This is a genomic window from Micromonospora sp. NPDC049107 (assembly GCF_040648595.1).
Taxonomy (GTDB): Bacteria; Actinomycetota; Actinomycetes; order Mycobacteriales; family Micromonosporaceae; genus Micromonospora.
In genome coordinates, this window is record NZ_JBEZEC010000005.1 from 340,723 (window position 1) to 363,786 (window position 23,064).

General features: G+C 72.0%; 21 protein-coding genes. 4 read left to right on the top strand and 17 right to left on the bottom strand.

Annotation, left to right across the window (positions count from 1 at the left end):
* Positions 1 to 10 precede the first annotated feature (10 nt).
* The 6 genes from AB0B55_RS15275 to AB0B55_RS15300 all read right to left on the bottom strand — a co-directional run bounded on the left by AB0B55_RS15275 (position 11) and on the right by AB0B55_RS15300 (position 8,729).
* Positions 11 to 1,312 carry an ABC transporter ATP-binding protein gene (locus AB0B55_RS15275; protein ID WP_357123960.1) on the bottom strand — a complete coding sequence of 434 codons (1,302 nt, stop codon included), beginning with the start codon at positions 1,310 to 1,312 and terminating at the stop codon, positions 11 to 13.
* Positions 1,313 to 1,444: 132 nt separating this feature from the next.
* Positions 1,445 to 3,655: a bifunctional glycosyltransferase family 2 protein/CDP-glycerol:glycerophosphate glycerophosphotransferase gene (locus AB0B55_RS15280; RefSeq protein ID WP_357171972.1), complete on the bottom strand. Its 2,211-nt coding sequence runs from the start codon at positions 3,653 to 3,655 to the stop codon at positions 1,445 to 1,447.
* Positions 3,656 to 3,671: 16 nt separating this feature from the next.
* A complete protein-coding gene (locus AB0B55_RS15285; protein WP_357172035.1) occupies positions 3,672 to 5,699 on the bottom strand; it encodes a DUF5941 domain-containing protein in 2,028 nt (675 codons plus the stop codon).
* Between the two features lie 11 nt (positions 5,700 to 5,710).
* Positions 5,711 to 6,457, bottom strand: coding sequence for an ABC transporter ATP-binding protein (locus tag AB0B55_RS15290; RefSeq protein WP_357171973.1), 747 nt, complete (start codon positions 6,455 to 6,457; stop codon positions 5,711 to 5,713).
* 1 nt (position 6,458) lies between these two features.
* Complete coding sequence (locus tag AB0B55_RS15295; protein WP_357123952.1) at positions 6,459 to 7,286, bottom strand: ABC transporter permease; 828 nt, start codon at positions 7,284 to 7,286, stop codon at positions 6,459 to 6,461.
* 72 nt (positions 7,287 to 7,358) lie between these two features.
* Positions 7,359 to 8,729 (bottom strand): L-serine ammonia-lyase, encoded by a 1,371-nt coding sequence (locus tag AB0B55_RS15300; RefSeq protein WP_357123949.1) that lies wholly within the window; start codon positions 8,727 to 8,729, stop codon positions 7,359 to 7,361.
* Between the two features lie 495 nt (positions 8,730 to 9,224).
* Here AB0B55_RS15300 and AB0B55_RS15305 point away from each other — a divergent pair, with 495 nt between their 5' ends.
* The gene (locus AB0B55_RS15305; RefSeq protein WP_234589045.1) at positions 9,225 to 9,434 is read left to right on the top strand and encodes a PspC domain-containing protein; all 210 of its coding nucleotides are present in this window, start codon (positions 9,225 to 9,227) and stop codon (positions 9,432 to 9,434) included.
* A gap of 391 nt (positions 9,435 to 9,825) precedes the next feature.
* On the opposite strand, the gene AB0B55_RS15310 is transcribed toward AB0B55_RS15305, so the two are convergent.
* The 7 genes from AB0B55_RS15310 to pdxH form a co-directional block, all read right to left on the bottom strand.
* Positions 9,826 to 10,614, bottom strand: a complete 789-nt coding sequence (locus tag AB0B55_RS15310) for a DUF4230 domain-containing protein (protein WP_357123945.1) — start codon at positions 10,612 to 10,614, stop codon at positions 9,826 to 9,828.
* 99 nt (positions 10,615 to 10,713) lie between these two features.
* Entirely contained in the window at positions 10,714 to 11,874 is a 1,161-nt protein-coding gene (locus AB0B55_RS15315; RefSeq protein ID WP_357171974.1) for an acyl-CoA dehydrogenase family protein, read from the bottom strand.
* A gap of 20 nt (positions 11,875 to 11,894) precedes the next feature.
* Entirely contained in the window at positions 11,895 to 12,206 is a 312-nt protein-coding gene (locus tag AB0B55_RS15320) for a type II toxin-antitoxin system VapB family antitoxin (RefSeq protein ID WP_357123939.1), read from the bottom strand.
* A 187-nt stretch (positions 12,207 to 12,393) separates the two neighbouring features.
* Positions 12,394 to 12,996: a nitroreductase family protein gene (locus AB0B55_RS15325; RefSeq protein ID WP_357123936.1), complete on the bottom strand. Its 603-nt coding sequence runs from the start codon at positions 12,994 to 12,996 to the stop codon at positions 12,394 to 12,396.
* A complete protein-coding gene (locus AB0B55_RS15330; protein WP_357123933.1) occupies positions 12,996 to 13,925 on the bottom strand; it encodes an aldose 1-epimerase family protein in 930 nt (309 codons plus the stop codon). Before AB0B55_RS15330 ends, AB0B55_RS15325 begins: the two co-directional genes overlap by 1 nt.
* Before the next feature lie 18 nt (positions 13,926 to 13,943).
* Entirely contained in the window at positions 13,944 to 15,242 is a 1,299-nt protein-coding gene (locus tag AB0B55_RS15335; protein WP_357171975.1) for an MFS transporter, read from the bottom strand.
* Positions 15,239 to 15,868: a pyridoxamine 5'-phosphate oxidase gene (gene pdxH, locus AB0B55_RS15340; protein ID WP_357172036.1), complete on the bottom strand. Its 630-nt coding sequence runs from the start codon at positions 15,866 to 15,868 to the stop codon at positions 15,239 to 15,241. Before pdxH ends, AB0B55_RS15335 begins: the two co-directional genes overlap by 4 nt.
* Before the next feature lie 280 nt (positions 15,869 to 16,148).
* On the opposite strand from pdxH, the gene AB0B55_RS15345 reads away from it, so the two are divergent.
* The 3 genes from AB0B55_RS15345 (at position 16,149) to sepH (ending at position 19,845) form a co-directional block, all read left to right on the top strand.
* Positions 16,149 to 17,255 carry a citrate synthase 2 gene (locus AB0B55_RS15345; protein WP_357123927.1) on the top strand — a complete coding sequence of 369 codons (1,107 nt, stop codon included), beginning with the start codon at positions 16,149 to 16,151 and terminating at the stop codon, positions 17,253 to 17,255.
* Between the two features lie 192 nt (positions 17,256 to 17,447).
* Entirely contained in the window at positions 17,448 to 18,575 is a 1,128-nt protein-coding gene (gene serC / locus AB0B55_RS15350) for a phosphoserine transaminase (RefSeq protein ID WP_357123924.1), read from the top strand.
* A 184-nt stretch (positions 18,576 to 18,759) separates the two neighbouring features.
* Positions 18,760 to 19,845, top strand: a complete 1,086-nt coding sequence (gene sepH, locus AB0B55_RS15355; RefSeq protein ID WP_357123921.1) for a septation protein SepH — start codon at positions 18,760 to 18,762, stop codon at positions 19,843 to 19,845.
* A gap of 113 nt (positions 19,846 to 19,958) precedes the next feature.
* On the opposite strand, the gene thpR is transcribed toward sepH, so the two are convergent.
* The 4 genes from thpR to AB0B55_RS15375 all read right to left on the bottom strand — a co-directional run bounded on the left by thpR (position 19,959) and on the right by AB0B55_RS15375 (position 22,990).
* Complete coding sequence (thpR, locus tag AB0B55_RS15360; protein WP_357171976.1) at positions 19,959 to 20,540, bottom strand: RNA 2',3'-cyclic phosphodiesterase; 582 nt, start codon at positions 20,538 to 20,540, stop codon at positions 19,959 to 19,961.
* A gap of 11 nt (positions 20,541 to 20,551) precedes the next feature.
* Positions 20,552 to 21,061, bottom strand: a complete 510-nt coding sequence (locus tag AB0B55_RS15365; protein WP_357171977.1) for a hypothetical protein — start codon at positions 21,059 to 21,061, stop codon at positions 20,552 to 20,554.
* 122 nt (positions 21,062 to 21,183) lie between these two features.
* Positions 21,184 to 22,467 carry an MFS transporter gene (locus AB0B55_RS15370; protein ID WP_357123912.1) on the bottom strand — a complete coding sequence of 428 codons (1,284 nt, stop codon included), beginning with the start codon at positions 22,465 to 22,467 and terminating at the stop codon, positions 21,184 to 21,186.
* A gap of 73 nt (positions 22,468 to 22,540) precedes the next feature.
* Complete coding sequence (locus tag AB0B55_RS15375; protein WP_355049191.1) at positions 22,541 to 22,990, bottom strand: MarR family transcriptional regulator; 450 nt, start codon at positions 22,988 to 22,990, stop codon at positions 22,541 to 22,543.
* Positions 22,991 to 23,064: the final 74 nt, after the last annotated feature.

The following is a 23,064-nucleotide window of genomic DNA, read 5'->3' on the forward strand; positions in this document are numbered from 1 at the left end:
CGGCGTGGCGTCACCGCCACCCCACGTCGATACGCGCACCGCGCTCGTCGAAGAAGTGCAGCGCGTCCATCCGGACCGACACGGCGAGCGGATGCCCGGCCGTGACGGCCGGGTACGGCGCGAGTCGCACCGCCAGCTCCGCCGGGCGGCGGTGGTGCCGACCCGGGTCGGGCAGGACGCTGGTCGTGCGCGACGCTCCGCTCGGCTCCTCCTCGGACTCCACCGGCTTGCCGGTGAGCCGCTGCATCACCGCGCCGAACCGGCGCAGGCCACGCTGGCCCACCGGCGGCGGGTCGAGCGGCGCGCCCATCTCGTCCACCATGATCGCGGTCGCCCCGATGTCGAGGAACGCCAGCGACTCGTGCCCGTGGTGCTCCAGGTAACGGATCCGCCCGCGCAGCACGTCACCGGGGCTGTCCGGGGCGACCGGGGTGAGCGCCTCGGCCCGCATCCCGACCACGATCCGCTCACCGTGGTAATGCGCCACCGCCCGGCTGCGGATGTCGTTCCACGGCAGGTAGAGCGACTGCTCACCGAGGTTGAGCGCGATGTACCGGTCGAGGTGGACGTAGACCGACGCCTCCAGCAGGTTCATCCGGGGGCTACCCAGGAACGCCGCCACATAGAGCGTCGCCGGACGGCCGTACACCTGGGTGGGCGTGCCCACGTCCTGGAGCACGCCCCGGCGCATGATGGCCACCCGGTCGGCCATGGTCAGCGCCTCGGCCTGGTCGTGGGTCACGTAGACGGTGGTGACGCCCAGCTCCCGGGTCAGCCCGGAGATCTCCGCCCGCAGCTCGGCGCGCAGCCCGCTGTCCAGGTTCGACAGCGGCTCGTCCATCAGGAAGAGCCCCGGCCGCCGGACGATCGCGCGGCCCATGGCGACCCGCTGGCGCTGGCCGCCGGAGAGCTGGCCCGGCTTGCGGCCGAGCACGTCACTGATGCCGAGCGCGCTCGCCACGTCGGTTACCCGCTCGCCGCGCGGTTCCGGTTCCACCCCGGCCAGCCGCAGCGGGAACGCGATATTGTCGCCGACGGTCATGTGCGGGTAGAGCGCGAAGTCCTGGAAGACCATGGCGATCTTGCGGTCGCGTGGCGGCAGGTCGTTCGCGAGCTCCCCGTCGAGCAGCACCGCTCCCTGCGTCGGGTCCTCCAGACCGGCGATCATGCGCAGCACTGTGGACTTGCCGCAGCCGGACGGGCCCAGCAACACCATGAACTCGCCGTCGTTCACGTCCAGATTTATGCTGTCGACGGCGAGTGTGCCGTCCTTGAAAACCTTGGTCACATCTTTGAGTGCGACGGTACTCACCGTCAGGTCCCCCACGTCTCTCGGCCGAACTCCTGATGACTGTGACCAGGATCATTGGTCCCGCACATCGGGTAAACGTCTCATGTTCGGCTTATGACGCCACCATTACACGGCGTACGGGAGTGCGCGCGGTCAGCAGCCCTGCGGCTGGTCAGGCAGCTCGCCGAGGAAAACCCGGCGCACCACCCGCTCGGCAGCCCGCCCGTCGTCCAGCCCGCAGAACCGGCTGCGGAAACGCTCGCGGGCCTTGTTCGCCGCGTCCGAGCGCACCGCGTCGGTCCGGAACAGATCGAGCAGGTCGGTGAACGTGGCGGCCACCGCGCCCGGCGGCTCCGCCGTGACGTCGAAGTAGACCCCCCGGGCCAGGCGGTACGCCTCCCAGTCCGGGGTGTAGAGCACGATGGGCCGGTCCAGCACCGCGTAGTCGAACATCGCCGAGGAGTAGTCGGTGACCAGCACGTCGGCGATCAGGTACAGGTCCTCCACCCGCTGGTAGCCGCTGACGTCGCGGACCCGTTGGAACTCCGCCGGACGACCTGGCCGGCGCTCCCGGTCGTGGAAGTAATGGCTGCGCATCAGCAGCCGGCCCGAGTCACCCAGCGCGTCGACGAGCCGGTCCGGGTCGAACGGCGGCCGGTAACCGGGCAGGTGCTCGCGATGCGTCGGGGCGTACAGCACCACCTGCTCGTCGGGGGCGAGGCCGAACTCGGCGCGCAGCCGGCGCACCTCGTCGGGACCGGCGGCGACCAGCCGATCGTTGCGCGGATAACCCACCTCCAGCGTGGCGTACGTGGCCGGGTAGGCCCGATCCCACATCTGGGTGGAGAAGCTGTTGGAGCTGACGCTGTAGTCCCAGCGGTCCACCCGGCGCAGCAGGCCGGCGAAGTCCATCCGGCCCGCGCCGATCGGATAGCGCTGCTGGTCCAACCCCATCACCTTGACCGGCGTGCCGTGGTGGGTCTGCACGTGTACCTGCTCCGGCCGCTTACGGACGAAGTCCGGGTAGTTCACGTTGTTGACCAGCCAGCGGGCGCGGGCCAGCACGCGGTAGTAGGCCGGCGTGCCGGCGACCACGTACTCCACTCCGTCCGGCACGGCGTCCACCCGGTCGCGGCGCACGATCCACACCCCGCGCACCTCGGGGGCCAGCCGACGGGCGGCCTCGTAGATCGCCGCCGGGTTGCAGGAGTATCCCCGGAACCAGTAGGCGGCGTACACCGCGAGCGTGGGGTCCACGGGCCGGCGCAGCTCCGCCCGGTAGTACTCGCGCAGCAGGCCGTCGCGGGTGAGCCGGGCGCCGCGCCGGGCCACCGGGGCGACCCGACGCCGGGCGGTACGCGCCTGCCGGCGGGCCGTGTCCCGGGCCCGGCTGGCGGCCCGCAGGGCACTGAACGTCCGCCACCGGCCACTCGCGACCAGCCGGTGCTTCACCCCTTCGACGCCCTCCGGCACGGGGTACCCCCCGACCGGCAGCCACCGCGCGTAGTCCGCGGTGATCTGCGCGAAGAACACCGGCCGCAGCTCGGGGGCGATGCGCTGACCATTGCCGAGCACGGTGAGGTAGTGCCAGATCATCCGCTCGAAGACCGCCGGCCGTAGCGCGTCCACGGCCGGCGACCAGGCATCCATCAGGAGGAAGACCCGGTGCCACTGGGCGAAGACCTCGAAGTGCCGGTCCCCCCGGGTCTTCGTGATCGCGCCGGAGCGGCGCTGCCGGTAGTTCACGCACACCCGATCGAGGACGGCGATCCGACGCGCCCCCATCAGCACCGGGTAGCTGAACGAGACGTCCTCGTACCAACCGGCCGCGAAGCGCAGACCCAGGTTGACCAGGAACTCCCGGCGGACCAACCGGTTCCAGGCGGTGTGCAGCAGCCGCATGGCCGCCGGCCGTTCCCGCAGCGCGAACGTCTCCGGACCGGGCGACTCGGGGAACACCTCGGCCATCGCGCTGCGGGTGGCGGTGTCGTTCCAGTGTGTCCGGACGTGGTCCACCAGCAGCACGTCCGGCCGGGTCGCCCGCAGGCGGGCGGCCACCTCCGACAGGCAGTCCGGCGCCAGCCAGTCGTCCCCGTCGAGGAACCACACGTACTCGCCGACGGCCCGGTCCAACCCGATGTTGCGGGCTGGACCGAGACCGACGTTCTCCGACAGCCGGACGGCCCGGACCCGCTGGTCACGGGCCGCGTACTCGTCGATGATCTCGCCGCTGGCGTCCGGCGAGCAGTCGTCGACCGCGACCAGCTCGAGGTCGGTCTCCGACTGGCCCAGGATCGAGTCCAGGCACTCGCGCAGATAACCCTGCACCCGGAAGGCCGGCACCACGAAACTGATCAGGGTCATCCGGCCGCCCCTTTCGTCAGCGCGGCGCGACACCTCCCGCGCCCACCGGCGCGGCCGACGCCCGCGCGCCACGGGCCGGCCGGACGAACCAGGCCAGGACGACGCTCACCACGAAAACCACGAGAAGGTACGCACCGAGTGTAGCCATGCCGATACTCACGACGCCGGCAATCGCCAGGAGGGCGAGCAGCACCGACCGTCCGTCCCAGCCGAGCGTGGCGGCGTGCAGCGGGGGCGCCGCCTGCCGCTTCTCCAACCGGGCGGTCAGGTCGTAGTGGTGCACGGTGAGCACGAAGACGTACCCGAAGATCAGCCATCCGGGCGCGCCACCGACCACACCGACCGCGATGGCGAACAGGTACTCGGCGGCCCGCAACGCGGCCGGCACCAGCCAGTCCAGCGGCCCGTTGTGCGCGGCCCCCGCGCCGAGGCCGCCGGCCAGCAGCACCAGCAACGCCACCGGCACCGCCCAGCGCAGCCCGTCCGGCGCGTCGCCCAGTCCGGCGGCGACCAGCAGCGCCGCCGGGCCGAGCGCGGCGATCACCGCCAGGGTCAGCGGCCCCATCGGACGGACCACCGGCAGTCGACGGGCCAACGGACCGTCGTCGCGGTGCAGGGTGGCGTCGACCGTGTCCAGCACCGGCACCCACATCCAGCGGGCCCGCAGCGTCCGCAGGGCACCGGTGTACGCGAACGCCAGTCCACCCCACACCAGCACCGCGATCAGGCTGACCAGCGGGTTGAACAGCGCCACGGTCAGCGCGATCAACGCCCACCGCTCCCCGATCGGGAAGACGACGGTCCGCTTCAGCCAGTACGACAGCGAGCCGGTGTCCGCCTGCACCCGGGTGGACGCGGCGTTCAGCCGGTCACCGATCCCGCCGCTGACGCCCGTCGTCGTCCGCGGTCGGCGGGCCGCCTCGTCGTGCAGCGCCCCGTACCAGGTGTCGGTCATGTGTCGGACGGTCTGCAACGTCATCGCGGCGATGGCGAGGGCCCAGCCGTTGCCCAGCCCGGCGTGGCTCACGCCGAAGCCCAGCCCGGCGTAGACCAGGTACTCCTTGGCCCGGTCGGCCATCGTGTCCAGCCAGCCGCCCCAGGCGCTGAAGTGCCGGGTGTAGCGGGCCAACTGGCCGTCCACGCAGTCCAACACGAAGCCCAGGTAGAGCAGCACCGCGCCGCTGACGAGCGCGAGCCGCCCACCGACCCCGAACAGCACCGCGGCACCCAACGCGAAGAGCACCGAGATCACCGTCACCCCGGTCGGGGTGAGCCGCAGCCGGGCCGCCAACCGCACCACGTACGGCGACCAGGTGCTGACGAAGTACGTCGAGAAGAAGTCGTCCCGCTCCTTCACCGACAGCCGCAGCTCGGCCCGGTCCTCGTCGACCGACGTCACCGCCGCCTCGGCGGCGACCAGGGCGGCACCGTCCTCGACCCGGTGCGCCACGAGCAGACGTACCCGCTGGGCGAAGATCAGGGTGCCGAGGGCCGCGAGACCCGCGACGAGCCGGTCCACGGCGGACCCGGGGTCCTCGTGGCCGGCGCCCCCGGTCGCCGGCAGCGGCGACACGTCGCCCGCCGGGCCGACCGGGGCGGCGACCGGCCGCGCGCCGACGGCGGCGGCCCGGGCGGCGGCGGCGAGGGTCGGCAGGTCGTCCACGCCGACCCGGAGCGCGCCACCGAACACGCCGGTCGCGTCGCCGTCGAGTTCGCCCAGCGGGCCCGCGTCGACCACCTGGCCGCGCTCCTCGCGCACGGCCGTCCGGCCCGGGACCGGCGGGTCACCCAGCACCAGAGCCACGGTCGGTCCCACCGGGCTGGTGGCGAGGTGCCGCAGCACGGCGGTGTGCGCCACCAGGTCGGTGCCGGTGACCAGCAGCGGACCGGTGGCGGTGTCGGCCAGCGCGGCCAGCTCGTCCAGGGTGGCGGCGAAGCGCACCTCGGCCGCACCGGCCCGGCGCAGCTGGTCGGCGAGCCGGTCGGCCAGCGGCTCGCCGCTGGAGGTGGTGAGGCCCGCCGCGGAACTCCCGGCGGCGAGCACGATCGCGAGCGTCACCGCGGGACCGCGGCGTGGTACGCGCCGAGCGCCTCGGCGATCGTGCCGTCGAGCGTCAACCGGCCCGCGTCGAGGTACAACCCCCGACGGCAGAACCGGGTCAGGTCCTTTTCGTTGTGTGACACCAGCACGAGCGTGCGCCCCTCCCCGAGCAGACGGTCAATCGTCGCGTAACACTTCTTGCGGAACTCCGCGTCCCCGACCGCGGTCACCTCGTCCATCAGCAGGATCGGGTGCGGCAGGTGCGAGATGATCGCGAAGCCCAGCCGCACCTTCATCCCCGACGAGTAGTGCCGGACCGACGTGTCGATGGCCCGTTCCACCTGCTCGCCGGCGAACTCGACGATCTCGTCGAAGTGCCGCTTCAGGTAGCTCGTCGACAGTCCGTGCAGCCCACCGACCAGGTGCAGGTTCTCCCGGCCGGTCAGATCGTTAGAGAAACCGGCGGACAACTCCAGCAGCGGCGCCACCGCGCCGTGCACCCGGATGTCGCCCTCGTCCGGAATGAGCACCCCGGCGATCAGCCGCAGCAGCGTGCTCTTGCCGGTGCCGTTGCGGCCGATCACGCCGACGGTCTCGCCCGGCTCGACGGTGAACGACACGTCGCGCAACGGCCAGAACTGGCCGGGCAGGGCACCGCGCCCACCCCGATGGATGAACAGCTCCCGCAGCCGCAGCTGGCGGCGACGGTTGCGGACGAACCGGATGCCCAGACCGTCCGCCTCGATGATCGGCGCGGCCACGTCAGAGTTCCTTGAGCACGGCGGGCTCCAGCCGGCGGAACGACCACCAGCCGGCGGCCAGCACCAGCAGGCTGCCGGCGATCGTGGTGGCGAGCAGCCGGGCGTCGGGAAACTCGTCCGGGTACCAGATCGCGTGGTGCAGCTGGAAGATCCCGACCAGCGGGTTCAGCTCGTACACCACCTTCAGCCAGTGCGGCAGGCCGGACTCCCGGACCAGGCTGAGCGGATAGATGATCGGCGTGGCGTAGAAGAGCACCCGGATGATCAGCCGCATCAGCCGTTCCACGTCGCGCATCAGCACGTTCCAGGCCGACAGCAACAGGGCCAGCCCAACCAGCAGCACGGCCTGCACGGCCACCGCCAGCGGCAGGGCGAGCAGCGACCAGCCGGGGTGGATCCGCCCGTGCGCCGCGTAGATCACCGCGATGGCGGCCAGGATCGGCAGGCCGGCCGCGTACTCGGCGAACCGTCCGCTGACCCGGCCGATCGGGAAGACCTGCCGGGGCACGTTCATCGTGGTGATCAGCCGGGACTGGCCGGTCAGCGCGTTGGTCGCCTCGCTCAGCGCCGAACTGGTCCACATCCAGGCGAAGATGCCGGTGATCAGGAACAGCGGGTACGAACCGGCGGCCTCGCCGAGGTGCCGGCCGGTGTCGCGGGAGTAGAGCACGCCGAAGACGAACCAGTAGATCGCGCCCATGCCCAGCGGCTCGATCAGCGACCAGAAGTAGCCCAGCACCGACTGCTGGTACTTGACCGCCAGGTCCCGCCGGACCAGGATGCGCAGCGAGTTGCGGTGCGACCACAGGGCCGCGACGCCAGAGGTCACCGCCGCCTCCCGCCTCCCGCAAACGGACGCCAGGTTAGCAGTCGGTGAACGAATGCCCTGAATCGACCAGCTTCAGCACTCGATCACGTTGACGGCCAGACCGCCACGCGCCGTCTCCTTGTACTTGACCTTCATGTCGGCGCCCGTCTCCCGCATGGTCTTGATGACCTTGTCCAGCGACACCTTGTGCACACCGTCGCCGCGCAGCGCCAACCGGGCGGCCGTGATCGCCTTGATGCTAGCCACGGCGTTGCGCTCGATGCAGGGGATCTGCACCAGGCCACCCACCGGGTCACAGGTCAACCCGAGGTTGTGCTCCATCCCGATCTCGGCCGCGTTCTCCACCTGCTCCGGCGTGCCGCCGAGCACCTCGGCCAGGCCCGCCGCCGCCATCGAACACGCCGAGCCGACCTCACCCTGGCAGCCGACCTCCGCGCCGGAGATCGACGCGTTCTCCTTGAACAGCACCCCGATCGCGCCGGCCGCGAGCAGGAACCGCACCACCCCGTCGTCGTCGGCGCCCTCGACGAACCGGCTGTAGTAGTGCAGCACCGCCGGGATGATCCCCGCCGCGCCGTTCGTCGGGGCGGTCACCACCCGACCTCCGGCCGCGTTCTCCTCGTTCACCGCCAGGGCGAACAGCGTCACCCAGTCCATCGCGTGCAACGGGTCGGCCGTCCCGGCGTCCGCCTCCAGGCCGCGCCGCAGCTCCGCCGCGCGCCGCCGGACCTTCAAACCCCCAGGGAGTACGCCGTCCCGCTCGCAACCGCGCTGCACGCACTCCCGCATCACCCGCCAGATCTCCAGCAGGCCCGCCCGGATCTCCGCCTCGCTGCGCCACGAACGCTCGTTGGCCAGCATCACCTCGCTGATCGACAGCCCGGTACGGGTGGTGACGTCGAGGAGCTGCGCCCCGGTCAGGAACGGGTACCGCACCCGCGTCGTGTCCGGCTTGATCTTGTCCGCGCCCGCCGCCGCCTCGTCCACCACGAAACCGCCACCGACGGAGTAGTAGGTGCGGGTCCTGACCTGCTCCCCGGCCGCGTTGAAGGCCGCGAAGGTCATCCCGTTCGGGTGGTACGGCAACGACCGGCGACGGTGCAACGTCAGGTCCCGATCGGGGTCGAAGTCGATCTCGTGCGCGTCGAGGAGGCTGATCCGCCGCTCAGCGCGGATGCGCTCGACGCGAGGACCGACGGTGTCCGTGTCAACCGTCTCCGGGGACTCGCCGGCAAGCCCCAGCAGCACCGCCGGCCCGCTGCCGTGCCCGTGCCCGGTCGCGCCCAGCGACCCGAACAGCTCCGCCTGCACCCGCGCGGTGTCGGTGAGCAGCCCGTCGGCCTTGAGCCCGGCGACGAACGTACGCGCCGCCCGCATCGGCCCCACCGTGTGCGAGCTGGACGGCCCGATGCCGACGCTGAAGAGGTCGAAAACACTGATCATGGCTGCGCTTCCTCGGCGTGCTCCCGTGGTCGGGTTTCCGCCCGGTCGTGGCCGCCGATCGGCAGCCCCGCTCGTGACCGCCCGGTCGGGTGGCCGCCGGTCACCCGGGGTGCGGGTGCCCGACCTGTCAGCCTACCTGCCCTGCTCACCCCTTACCCGAGCGCCGCAGCCCGCCGCTCCTCCACCCGCGGGCAGCGTGCGTGATCGCCCGGCCCGCGTGAACACCCGGCGACATGATCGCGCTCGCCCGCATGATCGCGCTCGATCCTGGATGTAGTGGCCTCACGCTCGGCCGGAGGCCACTACATCCAGGATCGAGCACGACCTTGGCGCGGGGGCGGGGGCGCGGGCGCGGGGCGTCGGGCGGGGGCCGCACGGGTAAGTACCTACGGGTCCACGGGTCGCCGATCCTCCTCGGGACCGAGGGCGGAGCGGCCGCCCCTTTCTACCGTGGATTGCAGACGCGGCACACCGCCGCAGAGTGGGAGTACGACGATGAGTCGCAAACTGGTCCGACCCCGCCAGGGGCGCATGCTCGCCGGTGTCTGCGCCGGCCTCGGTCAGCGGTTCGGCATGTCCGCCGGGATGGTCCGGCTGCTGTTCCTGCTGTCCCTGCTGCTGCCCGGCACCCAGGTGATCGTCTACCTGATCCTCTGGGTCCTCATGCCCAACGAGGACCGCTACCTGGCCTCCACCGGCCACTGACCCCACCCCCGGCCTCGGTGCAGACCGGCCGCAGCCGGTCACAACTTCGGGGATACTGCTGCTTCCCGATCGTCGGAGGCAGCAGGATCCTCGAAGTTGCGCGGATCTTGGCGGCCCATCGCTCTATCGGTCCTTGATCCACTCCACATCGCCGATGTGGGGCTTTCCGAGGGCGGTGATACCCCGAGATCAGCGATGTGGAGTGGATCAACCCGCTCGACGGCGCGCGGCAGACCGGGCAGCGGCGGCGGACGGGCGACGGCGCGGCAGCGGAGGCGGACCGGGCGACGGCGCGGCGGACGGGGCAGCGCCCGCCTCGACCATCGTCGGGGCGGGCGCTGCGTAAGCCAGAACGCCGGGGCGCTGAAGACCGAAGCGCCGAGGCGCTGGGTCAGGGGGCCGTGTACGTGACCGTGACCTGCTGGTAGCCCAGTGAGCGCAGCAGCCCCTCCAGCATCTTGCGGGTGTTCTCCTCGGCGCGGGCGGAGAGCCCGCTGTCCCGGGCGGCGGCGGTGATCCGCTCCTCGGCCAGCTGGTAGATCTGCTGCTGCCGGTTGGGGTCGTTGCCGACCAGGTCACCGAGCCGGTTGAGCAGGCCACGCTGCTCGGCGAAGACGTAGCTCTTCTCCATGTCGAGGTTGGTCTCGCCGAGCTGCGGCGCGGGCAGCTTGATCTCGACGGACTTGCCGTCGGCGGACTGCACCACGGCACCCTCACCGATCTTGGTGAAGTCGACGTACGCCTCGATGCTGCCGGCTCCGACGAACAGCGTGCGCTCGTTGAGCAGGAAGTCCGGGACGTTGCGCCGGTCGTTCTGGGTGTCGACCACGACCTGGAAGTTGCCTTCGGCCGCCACGTAGCGGCTCAGATCCTGGATCGACTTCAGCAGCGGCGGCTGGCTGCGGTCGGTCTGCTCCTTGGCGAACGGGTTACGGAAGTCCGGCAGAAAGCCGGTCGCCTGCACGCCGAGCAGCACCACCACGGCCAGCGCGGCGGCGCCGAGCAGCAGGAGCAACCCGCGGGCCGCACCCCCACCCCCGCCGGTGCCGGGACCATCGGTGCCCTCCGGCCCGCCCGGAGTCGGGTCGGGTGTCGCGGCCGAGCGCTCCCTGAGGTCGTCGCCGGTCGGGTAACCGGGGAACTCCCTCGTGGGCTCGTTGATGTCAGCGTCGCGAGCCATCACACTCACCGTCCTCGTCAGACACGTCGTCTGTCAATGACGGTACGGCCCCCGTACGACAGCCGCGCGGCGAGCGGCCGGAAAGCGTAAACGGGCAGGTCAGGCGAAGGCGGAAAGCCCGGTGAGCCGCTGGCCGACGATCAGCTGGTGGATCTCCGAGGTGCCCTCGTACGTCAACACGCTCTCCAGGTTGTTCGCGTGCCGCAGCACCGGGTACTCGCCGGAGACGCCGTTGGCACCGAGGATGGTGCGGCACTGTCGGGCGATGGCCAGCGCCTCCCGCACGTTGTTCAGCTTGCCCACGCTCACCTGGTCGGGGCGCAGCCGGCCGGCGTCGGCGAGCCGGCCGAGGTGCAGCGCGAGCAGTTGCGCCTTCACCAGCTCGACGGCCATGTCGGCGAGCTTGGCCTGGGTGAGTTGGAACCCGGCGAGCGGTCGGCCGAACTGGGTGCGCGTGGTGGCGTACGCCAGGGTGGTTTCCAGGCAGTCGCGCGCCGCGCCGACGGCGCCCCAGACGATGCCGTGGCGGGCCTCGGTAAGGCAGCTCAGCGGGGCCTTGAGCCCGACGGCCCCGGGCAGTTGCGCGTCGGCCGGAAGCCGGACGTCGTCGAGCACGATCTCGCCGGTCAGCGACGCGCGCAGCGACATCTTGCGGCTGATCTCGCGCGCCGTGACACCGGGCGTGTCCATGGGTACGGCGAAACCGCGTACCCCGTCGTCGGTTCGCGCCCAGATCACGGCGACGTCGGCGATCGGCGCGTTGGTGATCCACATCTTGCCGCCGGTGAGCACCCAGTCGTCGCCGTCGCGGCGGGCCCGGGTGGCCATGGACCCCGGGTCGGAGCCGTGGTCGGGCTCGGTGAGGCCGAAGCAGCCGATCGCCTCGCCGGTCGCCATCGGGGGCAGCCAGCGTTGCTTCTGCTCCTCGCTGCCGAAGCGCCAGATGGCGTACATCGCCAGCGAGCCCTGCACCGAGACCAGCGAACGGACACCCGAGTCGGCGGCCTCCAACTCCTGACACGCCAGCCCGTACGCGACGGCGGACGCGCCCGCGCAGCCGTACCCGCTCAGGTGCATGCCGAGCAGCCCGAGCTTGCCGAACTCCCGGGCCAGCTCGCGGGCCGGCACGCGACCCTCCTCGTACCAGTCGGCGACGTGCGGGCGGACCCGGTCGTCGACCAGCCGGCGGACGACATCGCGGATCTGCCGCTCCTCCTCGCTGAGCGACGGGTCCAGGTCGAGCAGATCGAGGGCAGTCATGCCGCCACCTTAACGAAGCCTCAGGCGGGATCGCCCGTACCGGAGAGCACCAGGACCCGGGCGTGGATCTGGTTGCGCTGTTGCAGCGCGGCGCGCAGCGCGCGGTGCAGCCCGTCCTCCAGATAGAGGCCACCGCTCCACTGCACGACGTGCGGGAAGAGGTCGCCGTAGAAGGTCGAGTCCTCCGCTAGGAGCTTGTCGAGCGCCAACTCGCGCTTGGTGGTGATCAACTGATCCAGCCGCAGCGGACGGGGCGGGATCTCCGCCCACTGCTTGAGCGTCAGGTTGTGCTCCGGGTAGGGACGCCCGTCCCGGACCGCTCTGAAGATCACGACGGCACGCTCCCCTCCCCGAGACCGGACGGACCGACGGCGCCGAGCCGGGCCGCGGCGGGCGCCGCGCGGCGCGGCGCCGATGACCGTGCCAGCCTAGCGGCCCCGCGCACGCGACGTTCTGCTCCCTGATGTCAGTTTCGCTATCGCTCGTCCGATCCTCAACCCGACGAACGGGACGCCACGCTCAGCTCCACCGGCCGCGCCGCACCACCTCGTCGATCCCGCGCCGACCGCGACGCAACGATGGTGACCGATGGTCCGCCGCCCGGTAACCGATTGTGACGGCGCCGATGGGCTGGTACTCCTCGGGCACGCCGAAGCTCTCCCGGTACGCGGCCAGCCGCTGGGGTGGGATCCCGAAGAAACACGCCCCCAGCCCCTCGTCCACCGCCGTGAGCAGCATGAGCAGCGCGGCGAAGCCGGTGTCGACGTACCAGTAGGGCACCGGCCAGCGGTCCTTCGACCGGTCGGTCCAGCCCTTGTCGGGCTCCGCGTACCGCGTCAGGTAGGCCGACTCGTTGGCGTGCGGCACCACGATGAGCGGCGCGCGGCGCATCCCGGCCAGCCAGCGCTCCCGGCCTCCGCCGTCCGGCGTGGTGGCCGCCCAGAACCGCTCCCGGTCGGCCGGTTCCTCCAGCACCAGGAAACCCCAGCCCTGGGCGAAGCCGGCCGATGGGGCGCGCACGGCGTGGTCCAGCAGCCGGTCCACCACGTCGGGCGGGACCGGACGGTCCGGGTCGTAGTTGCGGACCATCCGTCGACGGCGGACGACCTCGGCGAACTCCATCAGGCCCCGGGACGGATGCCCCAGGCACCCCGCCAGGTCGTGCCGGGCCCCAGCGCGAGCACGTCCTTGCCCGACCGGAACGCGTCCGGCGGGCAGGTCATCGGCTCGATCGCCACCGACCGGCGGTGTCGCTCGCCGGTGAGCGCGTCGCCAGTGAAGACCTGCCACCAGCCGAACTCCGCGTCCGCCCAGATGCTCACCCCGGACGAGGAGTCCGGCGCCGCGAGGCTCACCGATGAGCCGCCGTCGGCGTCACGGACGACCTCGCCGAAGCACAGGTCCAACTCGGCGTCGCCGATCCGGCGCGGGCTGGTCCAGTCGTACTCGGTGCCGGCCACCGGCGTCGCGCCGACCGGGAGCAACCGGCCGTCCACCATGATCCGGGTACGCGCCGGCAGCCGCATGACCAGGTCGTCCACGGCGACACCCGGCAGTTGCAGGTACGGGTGCACGGAGAAGCCGAACGGGGCGACCTCGGTGCCCACGTTCGTCACCTCGTGCTCGGCCCGCAGACCGTCCGCGCTCACGCTCCACCGGCTGACCAGCCGCAGCGGCCACTCGTAGCCGGGCTGCGGCGGCAGGTCGTAGCCGACGGTCACCGCGTCCGTGGACTGCTCCAACAGCCGCCACGGCACCCAGTTGACCAGCCCGTGGATGGCGACATGCCGCTCCGGCTCGGTCAGCGAGAGCTGGTGCGTCCGGTCGCCGTACACGTAGCGCCCGTCCCGGATCCGGTTCGGCCAGGGAGCGAGCACCTGTCCGGCGCAGCCGGGGCAGACCTCGTCGACGCCGTACCCGTCGAGCAGGTCGACGCCGTCGTGCCGGTACGTCCGCAGCCCGCCGCCCACCTCGACGATGACGGCCTCGTGGCCCGCGGCGGCGATGGTCCACTGTGCGCCGGAGAAGGGGCGCTGCTCAGGGCTGTCCATGCCGGCGACCCTAACCGGTCACGACCGGTCGCCGCTCGACGCCGTCGTGGCCCGGTAGCGCAGCAGCGCCGGGAAGGCGACCGCGAGCACCACCACGAGCACCGCCGAGGCGAGTCCGCCGGCGACCCAGGCCACCCCGCCGCCGAACCCGGCGGCCATGGTGCCGGCCCGCAGGTCGCCGAGGCGAGGCCCACCGGCCACCACCACCGTGTTGACGCCCTGGAGTCGGCCGCGCATCCGGTCCGGCGCGTACACCAGCAGCATGGACTGGCGGAGTACGGCACTGACCAGGTCGGCGGCGCCGGCAACGGCGAGCAGCAGGACCATCAGCCAGAGCTGCTGGGCCAGCCCGGCGGCGGCGATCGCGACTCCCCAGCCGACCACCGCGACGACCAGGCCGACCCCCTGCCGGCGGAGCCGACCGATCCAGCCGGAGGTCAGCCCGCCGATCATGGAGCCGATCGCGATGGCGCTGTAGAGCAGGCCGACCGAGCCGCCCCCGCCGAACCGCTCGTTGGCGATCTCCGGAAACAGGGCCCTCGGCATGGCCAGGATCATCGCGATCAGGTCCACGCCGAAGGAGAGCAGCAGGACGGGCGTGGTGGCCAGGTACCGGAAACCGTCGATGACGCTGGCCAGGCCGGCGCGGCGGACCTGACCGTCGGCGCTCGGCTCGGGCGGCAGCGCCGGCAGGCGCAGCGCCGCCCAGAGCATCGCCGTGAACAGCACCGCGTCCAGCCCGTACGCGATCGGCAGCACCACCCGGGTGTCCGACGAGGCGGCGAGGATGAGGCCGGCGGCGAGCGGGCCGGCGACCGACGCGGCGGTGAAGGTCGTGTAGTTGAGGGTGCTGGCGGCCGGGACGAGGTCGTCGGGGACCAGCCGGGGCAGCATGGCGCTGCGGGCCGGCGAGGTGATCGCGAACGCCACCGACTGCACCGCCATCAACACCAGCAGCAGCACCGGGCTGCCCACGTTCAGCAGCGCCTGGACCAGCAGCCCGAGGGTGGATGCCCAGAGCAACAATGAGCCGCCGAGCAGCACCGCACGGCGGTCGCGGGCGTCGGCGACCGCGCCACCCCAGAGCCCGAAGATCAGCAGGGGTACGAACGCGGCGATGCCCAGCAGGCCGACCCAGAACGAGTCCCGGGTGAGGGCGTACATCTCCACCGGCACCGCGACGGCGGTGAACTGGAAGCCGAACATCGCCACGGTGTTGCCGAGCCACAGCCGCCGGTACGCCGGGACGCCCAGCGGGCGGACGTCGATCGCCCAGCGGCGCGCTCCGCGCGGCCGGGCCTCCTGCACACCGGTCACGGCGCCAGCCGCTCGACGATCCAGTCGCTTCCGTCGACGCGACGAAAGCGCAGGCGGTCGTGCAACCGACCGGACCGGCCCTGCCAGAACTCCACCGAGTCCGGCCGGACCCGCAGACCACCCCAGTGCGGCGGTGGCGGAATGGCGCTCTCGTCGGCGTACCGCTCGGCCACCTCGCGGTAGCGCTCCTCCAACGTGGCCCGGTCCGGCACCACGGACGACTGCGGGCTGGCCCACGCGCCCACCTGTGACCCGCGCGGCCGACTCGCGAAGTACGACTCGGTCACCGCCCGCTCGACCGGGGCGATCACTCCTGCGACCACCACCTGCCGCTGCATCGGAAACCACGGAAAGACCAGGCTGGCGTACGGGTTGCCGGCCGCCTCGACGCCCTTGCGGGACAGGTGGTTGGTGAAGAAGACGAAGCCCTCCGGGTCGTACCCCTTGAGCAGCACCGTCCGCCCACTCGGTCGGCCGGCGGCGTCGGCCGTGCCCACCACCATGGCGTTGGGTTCGGGCAGCCCGTGAGCCACCGCGTCGGCGAACCACCTGTCGAACTGGGTGTACCAGTCGGCGGCCAGGTCAGCCTCGGTCAGGCCCAGGTCCGCGGCGTACTCGTTACGCATCGCAGCCGGGGCTGGTGTGTCGCCCGTCACGTCCCCACTCCTTCTCGGCGTGCTGACCGGCACCCTCCCGCGCTGGCCAGACCGCTTCGCCCAGTCTCACCGACCGGCGCGGAGAATGCGCGCCCTGAGATGTCGCGTGCAGCACAGTCGCACTGGGTCGCGTATCCGGTTACCCAGCAGGCAAGATGTTCCGAACACATCCCTGAGGGTCGCCTAAGGCGCTCGGCCGACCGGGCCGGATCAGCTGATCGGGCGCACCGACCAGATCCAGGAGAGCGACATGGCCGACTTCAAACCCGGTCTGGAGGGCGTCGTCGCCTTCGAGACCGAGATCGCCGAACCCGACCGCGAGGGTGGCGCGCTGCGCTATCGCGGGGTCGACATCGAGGATCTGATCGGCCAGGTCTCATTCGGCAACGTCTGGGCGCTGCTGGTCGACGGCCGGTTCGGGCCGGGCCTGCCGCCCGCAGAGCCGTTCCCGGTGCCGGTGCACTCCGGTGACATCCGGGTCGACGTGCAGTCGGCGGTCGCCATGCTGGCGCCGTACTGGGGCCTCAGCCAACTGCTGGACATCTCCGACGAGCAGGCCCGCGAGGACCTGGCCCGGGTGTCGGTGACCGCGCTCTCCTTCGTCGCCCAGTCCGCTCGCGGCCTCGGCCTGCCGGCGGTGCCGCAGAAGGAGATCGACAAGGCGCAGACCATCGTCGAGCGGTTCATGAAGCGCTGGCGCGGCGAGCCGGACCCGCGGCACGTCAAGGCCGTCGACGCGTACTTCATCTCGGCCGCCGAGCACGGCCTGAACGCCTCCACCTTCACCGCCCGCATCGTCGCCTCCACCGGCGCCGACGCGGCGGCCTGCATCTCGTCCGGCATCGGCGCCCTCTCCGGCCCGCTGCACGGTGGCGCGCCGTCGCGCGTGCTCACCATGCTGGAGGCGGTGGAGCGCAGCGGCGACGCGGAGGGCTACGTCAAGGGTGTCCTCGACCGTGGCGAGCGGCTGATGGGCTTCGGCCACCGGGTCTACCGGGCCGAGGACCCGCGCGCCCGCGTGCTCCGGCGCACCGCCAAGGAGCTGGGCGCGCCGCGCTTCGAGATCGCCGAGGCGCTGGAGAAGGCCGCCCTGGCCGAATTGCAGGCCCGCCGCCCGGACCGGGTGCTGGCCACCAACGTCGAGTTCTGGTCGGCCGTGGTGCTGGACTTCGCCGAGGTGCCGGCGCACATGTTCACGTCGATGTTCACCTGCGCGCGGATGGGCGGCTGGAGCGCGCACATCCTGGAGCAGAAGCGCCTCCAGCGGCTGGTTCGGCCGTCCGCCCGCTACGTCGGCCCGGAAACCCGCAAGCCGTCCGACGTCGAAGGCTGGGGCGCCGTCCCGCACGGCGTCTGAGGTGTAAGGAAGGGCACCTTCTTAACGCCTCGCGTATAGGAAGGGGCCCTTCCTTTCGGCAGGGCGCGTTGTGGCGCACGCCTCATGGACGGTCGTGGGACCAGCGGCCGGACTGATCGCGACGGGTGCGAGGATGAGGGCCGGCAGTGTCGCCGGGCCCGCCCTCGCCCTTGCGGAAGGATCTTCAGAACCGTGGCTGACGCACCGATCATCCGGATTCCCGACGAGATCAAGCCCGCCGACGGCCGTTTCGGCTGCGGCCCGTCCAAGGTCCGTCCGGCGGCCGTGTCCGCGCTCGCCGAGGTGGCGACCAGCTACCTGGGTACGTCGCACCGGCAGAAGACGGTCCGCGACCAGGTGGCCCGGCTGCGCTCCGGGATCGCCGAGTTCTTCTCCCTGCCCGAGGGCTACGAGGTCGTCATCGGCAACGGCGGCACCACCGCGTTCTGGGAGGTCGCCACCTTCGGCCTGGTCCGCGACCGGGCGCAGTTCGCCAGCTTCGGCGAGTTCGGCGCGAAGTTCGCCAAGTCGGTCAAGGACGCCCCGTTCCTGGGCGAGCCGACGGTCCGCAAGGCCGAAGCGGGCAGCGCCCCGGCCCTGGTCGCCGAGGCCGGCGTGGACGTGTACGCGACGCCGCAGAACGAGACCTCGACCGGCGTGGCCGTGCCGATCAGCCGGGTGGCCGGCGCGGACGAGGGGTCGCTGCTGCTGGTCGACGCCACCTCGGGCGCGGGTGGCCTGGAGGTCAACGTCGGCGAGACCGATGTCTACTACTTCGCGCCGCAGAAGTGCTTCGGCTCCGACGGTGGCCTGTGGCTGGCCCTGATGTCGCCGGCCGCGCTGGACCGGGCCGCCGAGGTCAAGGCGTCCGGGCGCTACATCCCGGCCTTCCTCGACCTGGTGACCGCGATCGACAACTCGCGGCTCGAGCAGACCTACAACACTCCGGCACTGGCCACCATCTTCCTGGCCGCCGAGCAGACCGACTGGATGAACGCGCAGGGCGGCCTGGCGTGGGCGGCGAAGCGCACGGCGGAGAGCGCCGCCACGGTGTACGGCTGGGCCGAGCGGTCCACGGTGGCCACTCCGTTCGTCACCGACCCGGCGCTGCGGTCCAACGTGGTCGCGACCATCGACTTCGCCGACGGGGTGGACGCCACCGCGATCGCCAAGGCGCTGCGCGCGAACGGCATCGTCGACACCGAGCCGTACCGCAAGCTCGGCCGCAACCAGTTGCGGGTGGCGCTGTTCCCGGCCGTCGAGCCGTCCGACGTCGAGGCTCTGACCGCCTCCATCGACTACGTGGTCGAGCGCCTCTGAGCTTCGTCACGGTGGGTGTCCGTTGACGCCTCGACGGACACCCACCGTGATCGTTGCCGCAGCTCAGTCACGACATGCGGGTGTCGCTTCCCCCACCCTGAGACAGATGCGCGTACGGTGGTCCGAGACGCCTGGGTGGCCGACTCGTGGCGTGCGGCCAGCGAAGCGGGACGGAGGCAACGCTATGCGCCCAGTACGCTTCGTCGCCCTCTCCGAGGACGGCCAGGCCCTGGTGCTCGCCGACGAGGTCGGGCGACTGCTCGCCCTGCCGATCGACGAGCGCATCGCCGGTGTGATGCACCCCGAGCCGGGTGCCCCGCCGCTCGCGGTGGCACCGAGCACCGTCGACCCGATTCCCTCACTGTCCCCCCGGGACATCCAGGCCCGCATCCGTTCCGGTGAGTCGGCCGAGGACGTCGCCCGGATCGCCGGAGTGCCGGTCGACCGGGTCCTGCGCTACGCCGGTCCGGTGCTCCAGGAGCGGGCCATGCTCGCCCAGCACGCCCGTCGCACCCGCCTCAAGGGCGCGGAGAAGCCCACCCCGCTCGCCGAGGTGGTCAACGGTCGGCTGAGCCAGCACGGCATCGACACCGAGAAGATCTCCTGGGACGCGTACCGGCGCGACGACGGCACCTGGCGGATCATCGCCACCTGGCCGTCGGGCAAGGCCACCGCGCAGGCCATCTGGGACATGGACAAGGCCCGGCAGGTGGTCACGCCGCACGACGACATGGCGCAATATCTGTGCGCCGAGCGGCCCACGCCGATCCTCGGCCAGGAGCCGGCGCCGGAGCGGAGCGGGCACGGCCTGCCCGGTCCGTCGCGCGGTGAGCCGAGTCGGGGTGGGCACGGGTTGCCGGCGGCGTCCGAGCACCCGCGACCGGGCCGGGATCCGATCCGGGCCGGCCGGGACGCTTTGCTCGCCTCGCTGGACCGTCCACTCGGCAGCTCGTCGGGTCGCGGGCTCGAACCGCGTACTCCGGCGGCTCTGGCCGGGTCCGACGCGCCCCGGCAGCGGCCGGTCGGCGGTGGCGCTGCCGCGCTGCTCGGCGGCGGCCAGGGGTCGGCCTTCGACGACGACTCGGACGCGCCCAAGGAGGTCCCGGCCGTGCCGTCGCTGGCGGTGCTGCGGCCCCGACGCACCGGCACGGCGGCCGCTGCGGCGGCCGGCGGCGAGTCCACCGACGCCAGCGGCAAGCCGCGCAAGCGGCTGCCGAGCTGGGACGACGTGCTCTTCGGCAGCGGTCCGGCCGCCCGAGAGTCCTCCTGACGCTTCGCGCTTGATCGACTCGGGTTCACGGAAGTCGCGCTGTCAGCACCCGTAAAACACCCCGACTTCCACGAACCCGAGTCGATCAAGGCCGTTCACGCGGGCGCGCCGAGTCAGAGCGGCCAGGCGGCGAGCCGGTCGTAGCGCGAGCGTCCCGACCCGGGGTGGCTGCGCATCAGCAGCAGCTCGGTCGCCGGCCACTCCGGTCCCGCGTACTCGTCCAGCGCGGTGCGGTCGGCTTCGACGGCGGCCGGGTCCATCCGGTCCCCGGGCCGGGCCACGGTCAGGTGCGGGCGGAAGGGCTTTTCGTCGTACGCCACCCCAGCGAGCCGCAGCCGGTCCCGGACCAGCCGGGCCAGGCCGTGCAGCGCCTCGACATCGCCCTGGGCGTCCACCCAGAGCACCGTACGCCGACCGTCACCGAACACGCCACCACCGCTGAGACGCAGCCGGGGCGGGGCATCGAGGCCGGCGCGGAACGAGTCGGCGGCGAGCCCGAGCGCACTCTCCACGTCGACCAGCCGGCCGGCCTCGACGTCACCGAGGAACGCCAGGGTGAGGTGCAGGTCCGCCGGGTCGGCGAGCCGCACCCGGGCACCAACGGCCGCCGCCGCGCCGACCCGCAACCGGGCGATCTGCGCGCCGAGATGGTCGACGGCCTCCACGGGCGGGTTGACCGCGACGAACAGCCGCATTCGGGGGCCTGTCAACGGTGGCGTTGCCGGTGGCCAGCTCGGGCGGCCGGCAGGGTCAACCCGGCGGCGTGCAGCAGGCCCTCCACCCGTACCCGCTCGATCTCCTGGTCGACGCCGGTCAGCTCGGCCAGGTGTTCGCTGATCCCCAGGGCGCGGCAGGCCAGCCGGAGCCGGTCGTCGTACGCCTGGACCACCGCGCCGTGCCAGACCATCGGCCGGCCGATGCCGCCGAGTCGCTGACCGCCGAGGCGGCGCAGGTCGGCCGCGAGCTGTTCCAGGGGACGACGGTCGGTGCGGTCGAACTCGCTGAGGTCGATGTCCCGGGTCAGCGCGTCGGCTTCGATGGCCCGGTCGAGGCGGGCGATGGTGCGTCGCTCCCGCCGGCGCTCCCGCCACTCGGCCCAGCCGCAGACCACCCGGTCGAGAATCTCGTCGTAGCAGAAGAGCAGGGCGAACACCGCCGGAATGCTGGCCATGGCGAGGAACGCCAGGGCCAGCATCAGCGCGCGTCCGACTCCCACGTATCGACGCTAAGCCCCGGCGTGCCACCTCGCCAGCGGTTTGGCCGCATCCGCGCTATCCGTCGATCGGGACCACGCTCGGGGCCCCTGCCCGGCGGTCGGCGGGGGCCCGAGCGCGCGGCTCAGCAGTCGGCGGAAGTGACGTAGAAGCGGGGCATGGGCAGCACCCGGAAGCGCAGCCGCGCACCGGAGCGGCGCAGTTGCCAGGTCAGCGCGATCAGCGCGGTGGCCAGCGAGATCAGCCCGCCCATCCAGATGCTCGCGCCGGCGCCGAAGCGCTCGGCCACCCAGCCGATCAGCGGTGCGCCGACCGGGTTGGTGCCCAGGAACACCAGCACCCACAGGGCCATCACCCGTCCCCGGAACGCGGCGTCCACGCCGAGCTGGACGCGCTGGTTGGCGGCCTGGGCGAAGAAGACCATGAAGAAGCCGGTGGGCACCAGCAGCGCGACGACCAGCCAGTACGCCGACGCGAAGCCGACCAGGGTGCCGAAGCTGGCGCAGCCGATCGCGGCGCCGAGCACCAGCCACACCGACGGGCGGCTGCGCCGGCCGGTGCCGCTGAGCGCGCCGCCCAGCGCGCCCACGGCAAGGGCGGTGCTGAACAGGCCGAACGAGGCGGCACCGGTGTTGAACACCGTCTTCGCCAGCGCGGCCAGGGTGAGCTGGAAGTTGAACAGCGACATGCCGATCACCGACATCACCGCCATCGGCAGCAGCAGGTCCGGCCGCCGCCACACGTACCGCAGCCCGTCGACGACCTTCGCGGACGCCCGCTCGTCGCGCGGTAGGAGCGCGTCGCGGTGCAGGTCGGCGGTCCGCATCCGGACGACGTTCACCAGCGGCGCGATGGAGCTGACGGCGGTGAACAGGAAGACCGGGCCGACGTCGAAGGCGGCGATCGCCAGACCGGCGACTGCCGGACCGACGATCCGGGCGGAGTTGAAGACGGCGGCGTTCAGCGACAGCGCGTTGGGCAGCAGCGGCGTGCCGACCAGCTCCGAGACGAACGCCTGGCGGACCGGGGTCTCCACGGCGTTGGCCGTGCCGAGGAGCGCGGCGAACGCGAAGACGTGCCAGAGCTGGACCAGGTCGGTGAGGACCAGCAGGGACATGCCGAGCGCCAGCACGCTCCAGAAGGCGTTCGCGGCGAACAGCAGGACCCGCTTGTCGTACCGGTCGGCGAGGCGGCCGGAGAAGAGCGTGAGCAGCAGCACCGGCGTGAACTGACAGGCGGTGACCACGCCGAGCGCGGTGGCCGAGTTGTCGGAAAGCTCGAGGACGAGCCAGTCCTGGGCGATGAACATCATCCAGACGCCGATCAGTTTGATCAGCTGCCCGGATGCGAAAAGGCGGTAGTTGCGGACCTGTAGGGACTGGAACATCGTGCTCAGCTTGGCCTGCACTCTCGGTGCGCCTCCTCAAGGACGTACGCGTCATCGTCAGGTGACGGCACGGCCCGGTGGCGCGGGCGCGGGCTCAGGCGCGAGCGAGCTGCTGGAGAATCTCGGCGGCCCTGTGCAGGGTCTCCCGTTCGTCCTCGTCGAGCGCGGCCAGCCGGTGGGCCAGCCACTCGTCGCGGGCCCGCTCGAACTGGTCGAGCACGGCCTGCCCTCCTTCGGTCGCCGCGAGGATGACCTGCCGGCCGTCGGTCGGGTGGGGGGTCCGCCGCACGAGGCCACGGTCCTCCAACTTCGCGACGATCTTGGTCATCGTCGGTGGCTGCACCCGTTCGATCTCGGCCAGTTCCCGGGGCGTCATCCCGCCCGCCAGCCGCAGGCTGGTGAGCGCGGAGACCTGGGTGACCGTGAGGTCGCCGACCGGCCGGGCCCGTCGGACCCGCCGGTTGAGTCGGGTGATCGCATCTCGCAACTGGGGAGCCAGTTGCGCCGGTGGCACGCGTTCCGCCGTCACCGTCCGCTCCGTCACATTAGTTAGCTTAACTAATGAGCCTGGCTAACGACATCTGTTATGACCAGGCTCACGGGGATGTTTGTGCAGTT

Bases quoted from the DNA above. Each gene is read 5' to 3' on its own strand.
- AB0B55_RS15300 (WP_357123949.1), bottom strand. From the start codon at position 8,729: ATGATCAGTGTTTTCGACCTCTTCAGCGTCGGCATCGGGCCGTCCAGC.
- AB0B55_RS15315 (WP_357171974.1), bottom strand. From the start codon at position 11,874: ATGACTGCCCTCGATCTGCTCGACCTGGACCCGTCGCTCAGCGAGGAG.
- AB0B55_RS15330 (WP_357123933.1), bottom strand. From the start codon at position 13,925: ATGGACAGCCCTGAGCAGCGCCCCTTCTCCGGCGCACAGTGGACCATC.
- AB0B55_RS15280 (WP_357171972.1), bottom strand. From the start codon at position 3,655: ATGACCCTGATCAGTTTCGTGGTGCCGGCCTTCCGGGTGCAGGGTTAT.
- thpR (WP_357171976.1), bottom strand. From the start codon at position 20,540: ATGCGGCTGTTCGTCGCGGTCAACCCGCCCGTGGAGGCCGTCGACCAT.
- sepH (WP_357123921.1), top strand. From the start codon at position 18,760: ATGCGCCCAGTACGCTTCGTCGCCCTCTCCGAGGACGGCCAGGCCCTG.
- AB0B55_RS15305 (WP_234589045.1), top strand. From the start codon at position 9,225: ATGAGTCGCAAACTGGTCCGACCCCGCCAGGGGCGCATGCTCGCCGGT.
- AB0B55_RS15310 (WP_357123945.1), bottom strand. From the start codon at position 10,614: ATGGCTCGCGACGCTGACATCAACGAGCCCACGAGGGAGTTCCCCGGT.
- pdxH (WP_357172036.1), bottom strand. From the start codon at position 15,868: ATGCGTAACGAGTACGCCGCGGACCTGGGCCTGACCGAGGCTGACCTG.
- AB0B55_RS15345 (WP_357123927.1), top strand. From the start codon at position 16,149: ATGGCCGACTTCAAACCCGGTCTGGAGGGCGTCGTCGCCTTCGAGACC.
- AB0B55_RS15325 (WP_357123936.1), bottom strand. From the start codon at position 12,996: ATGGAGTTCGCCGAGGTCGTCCGCCGTCGACGGATGGTCCGCAACTAC.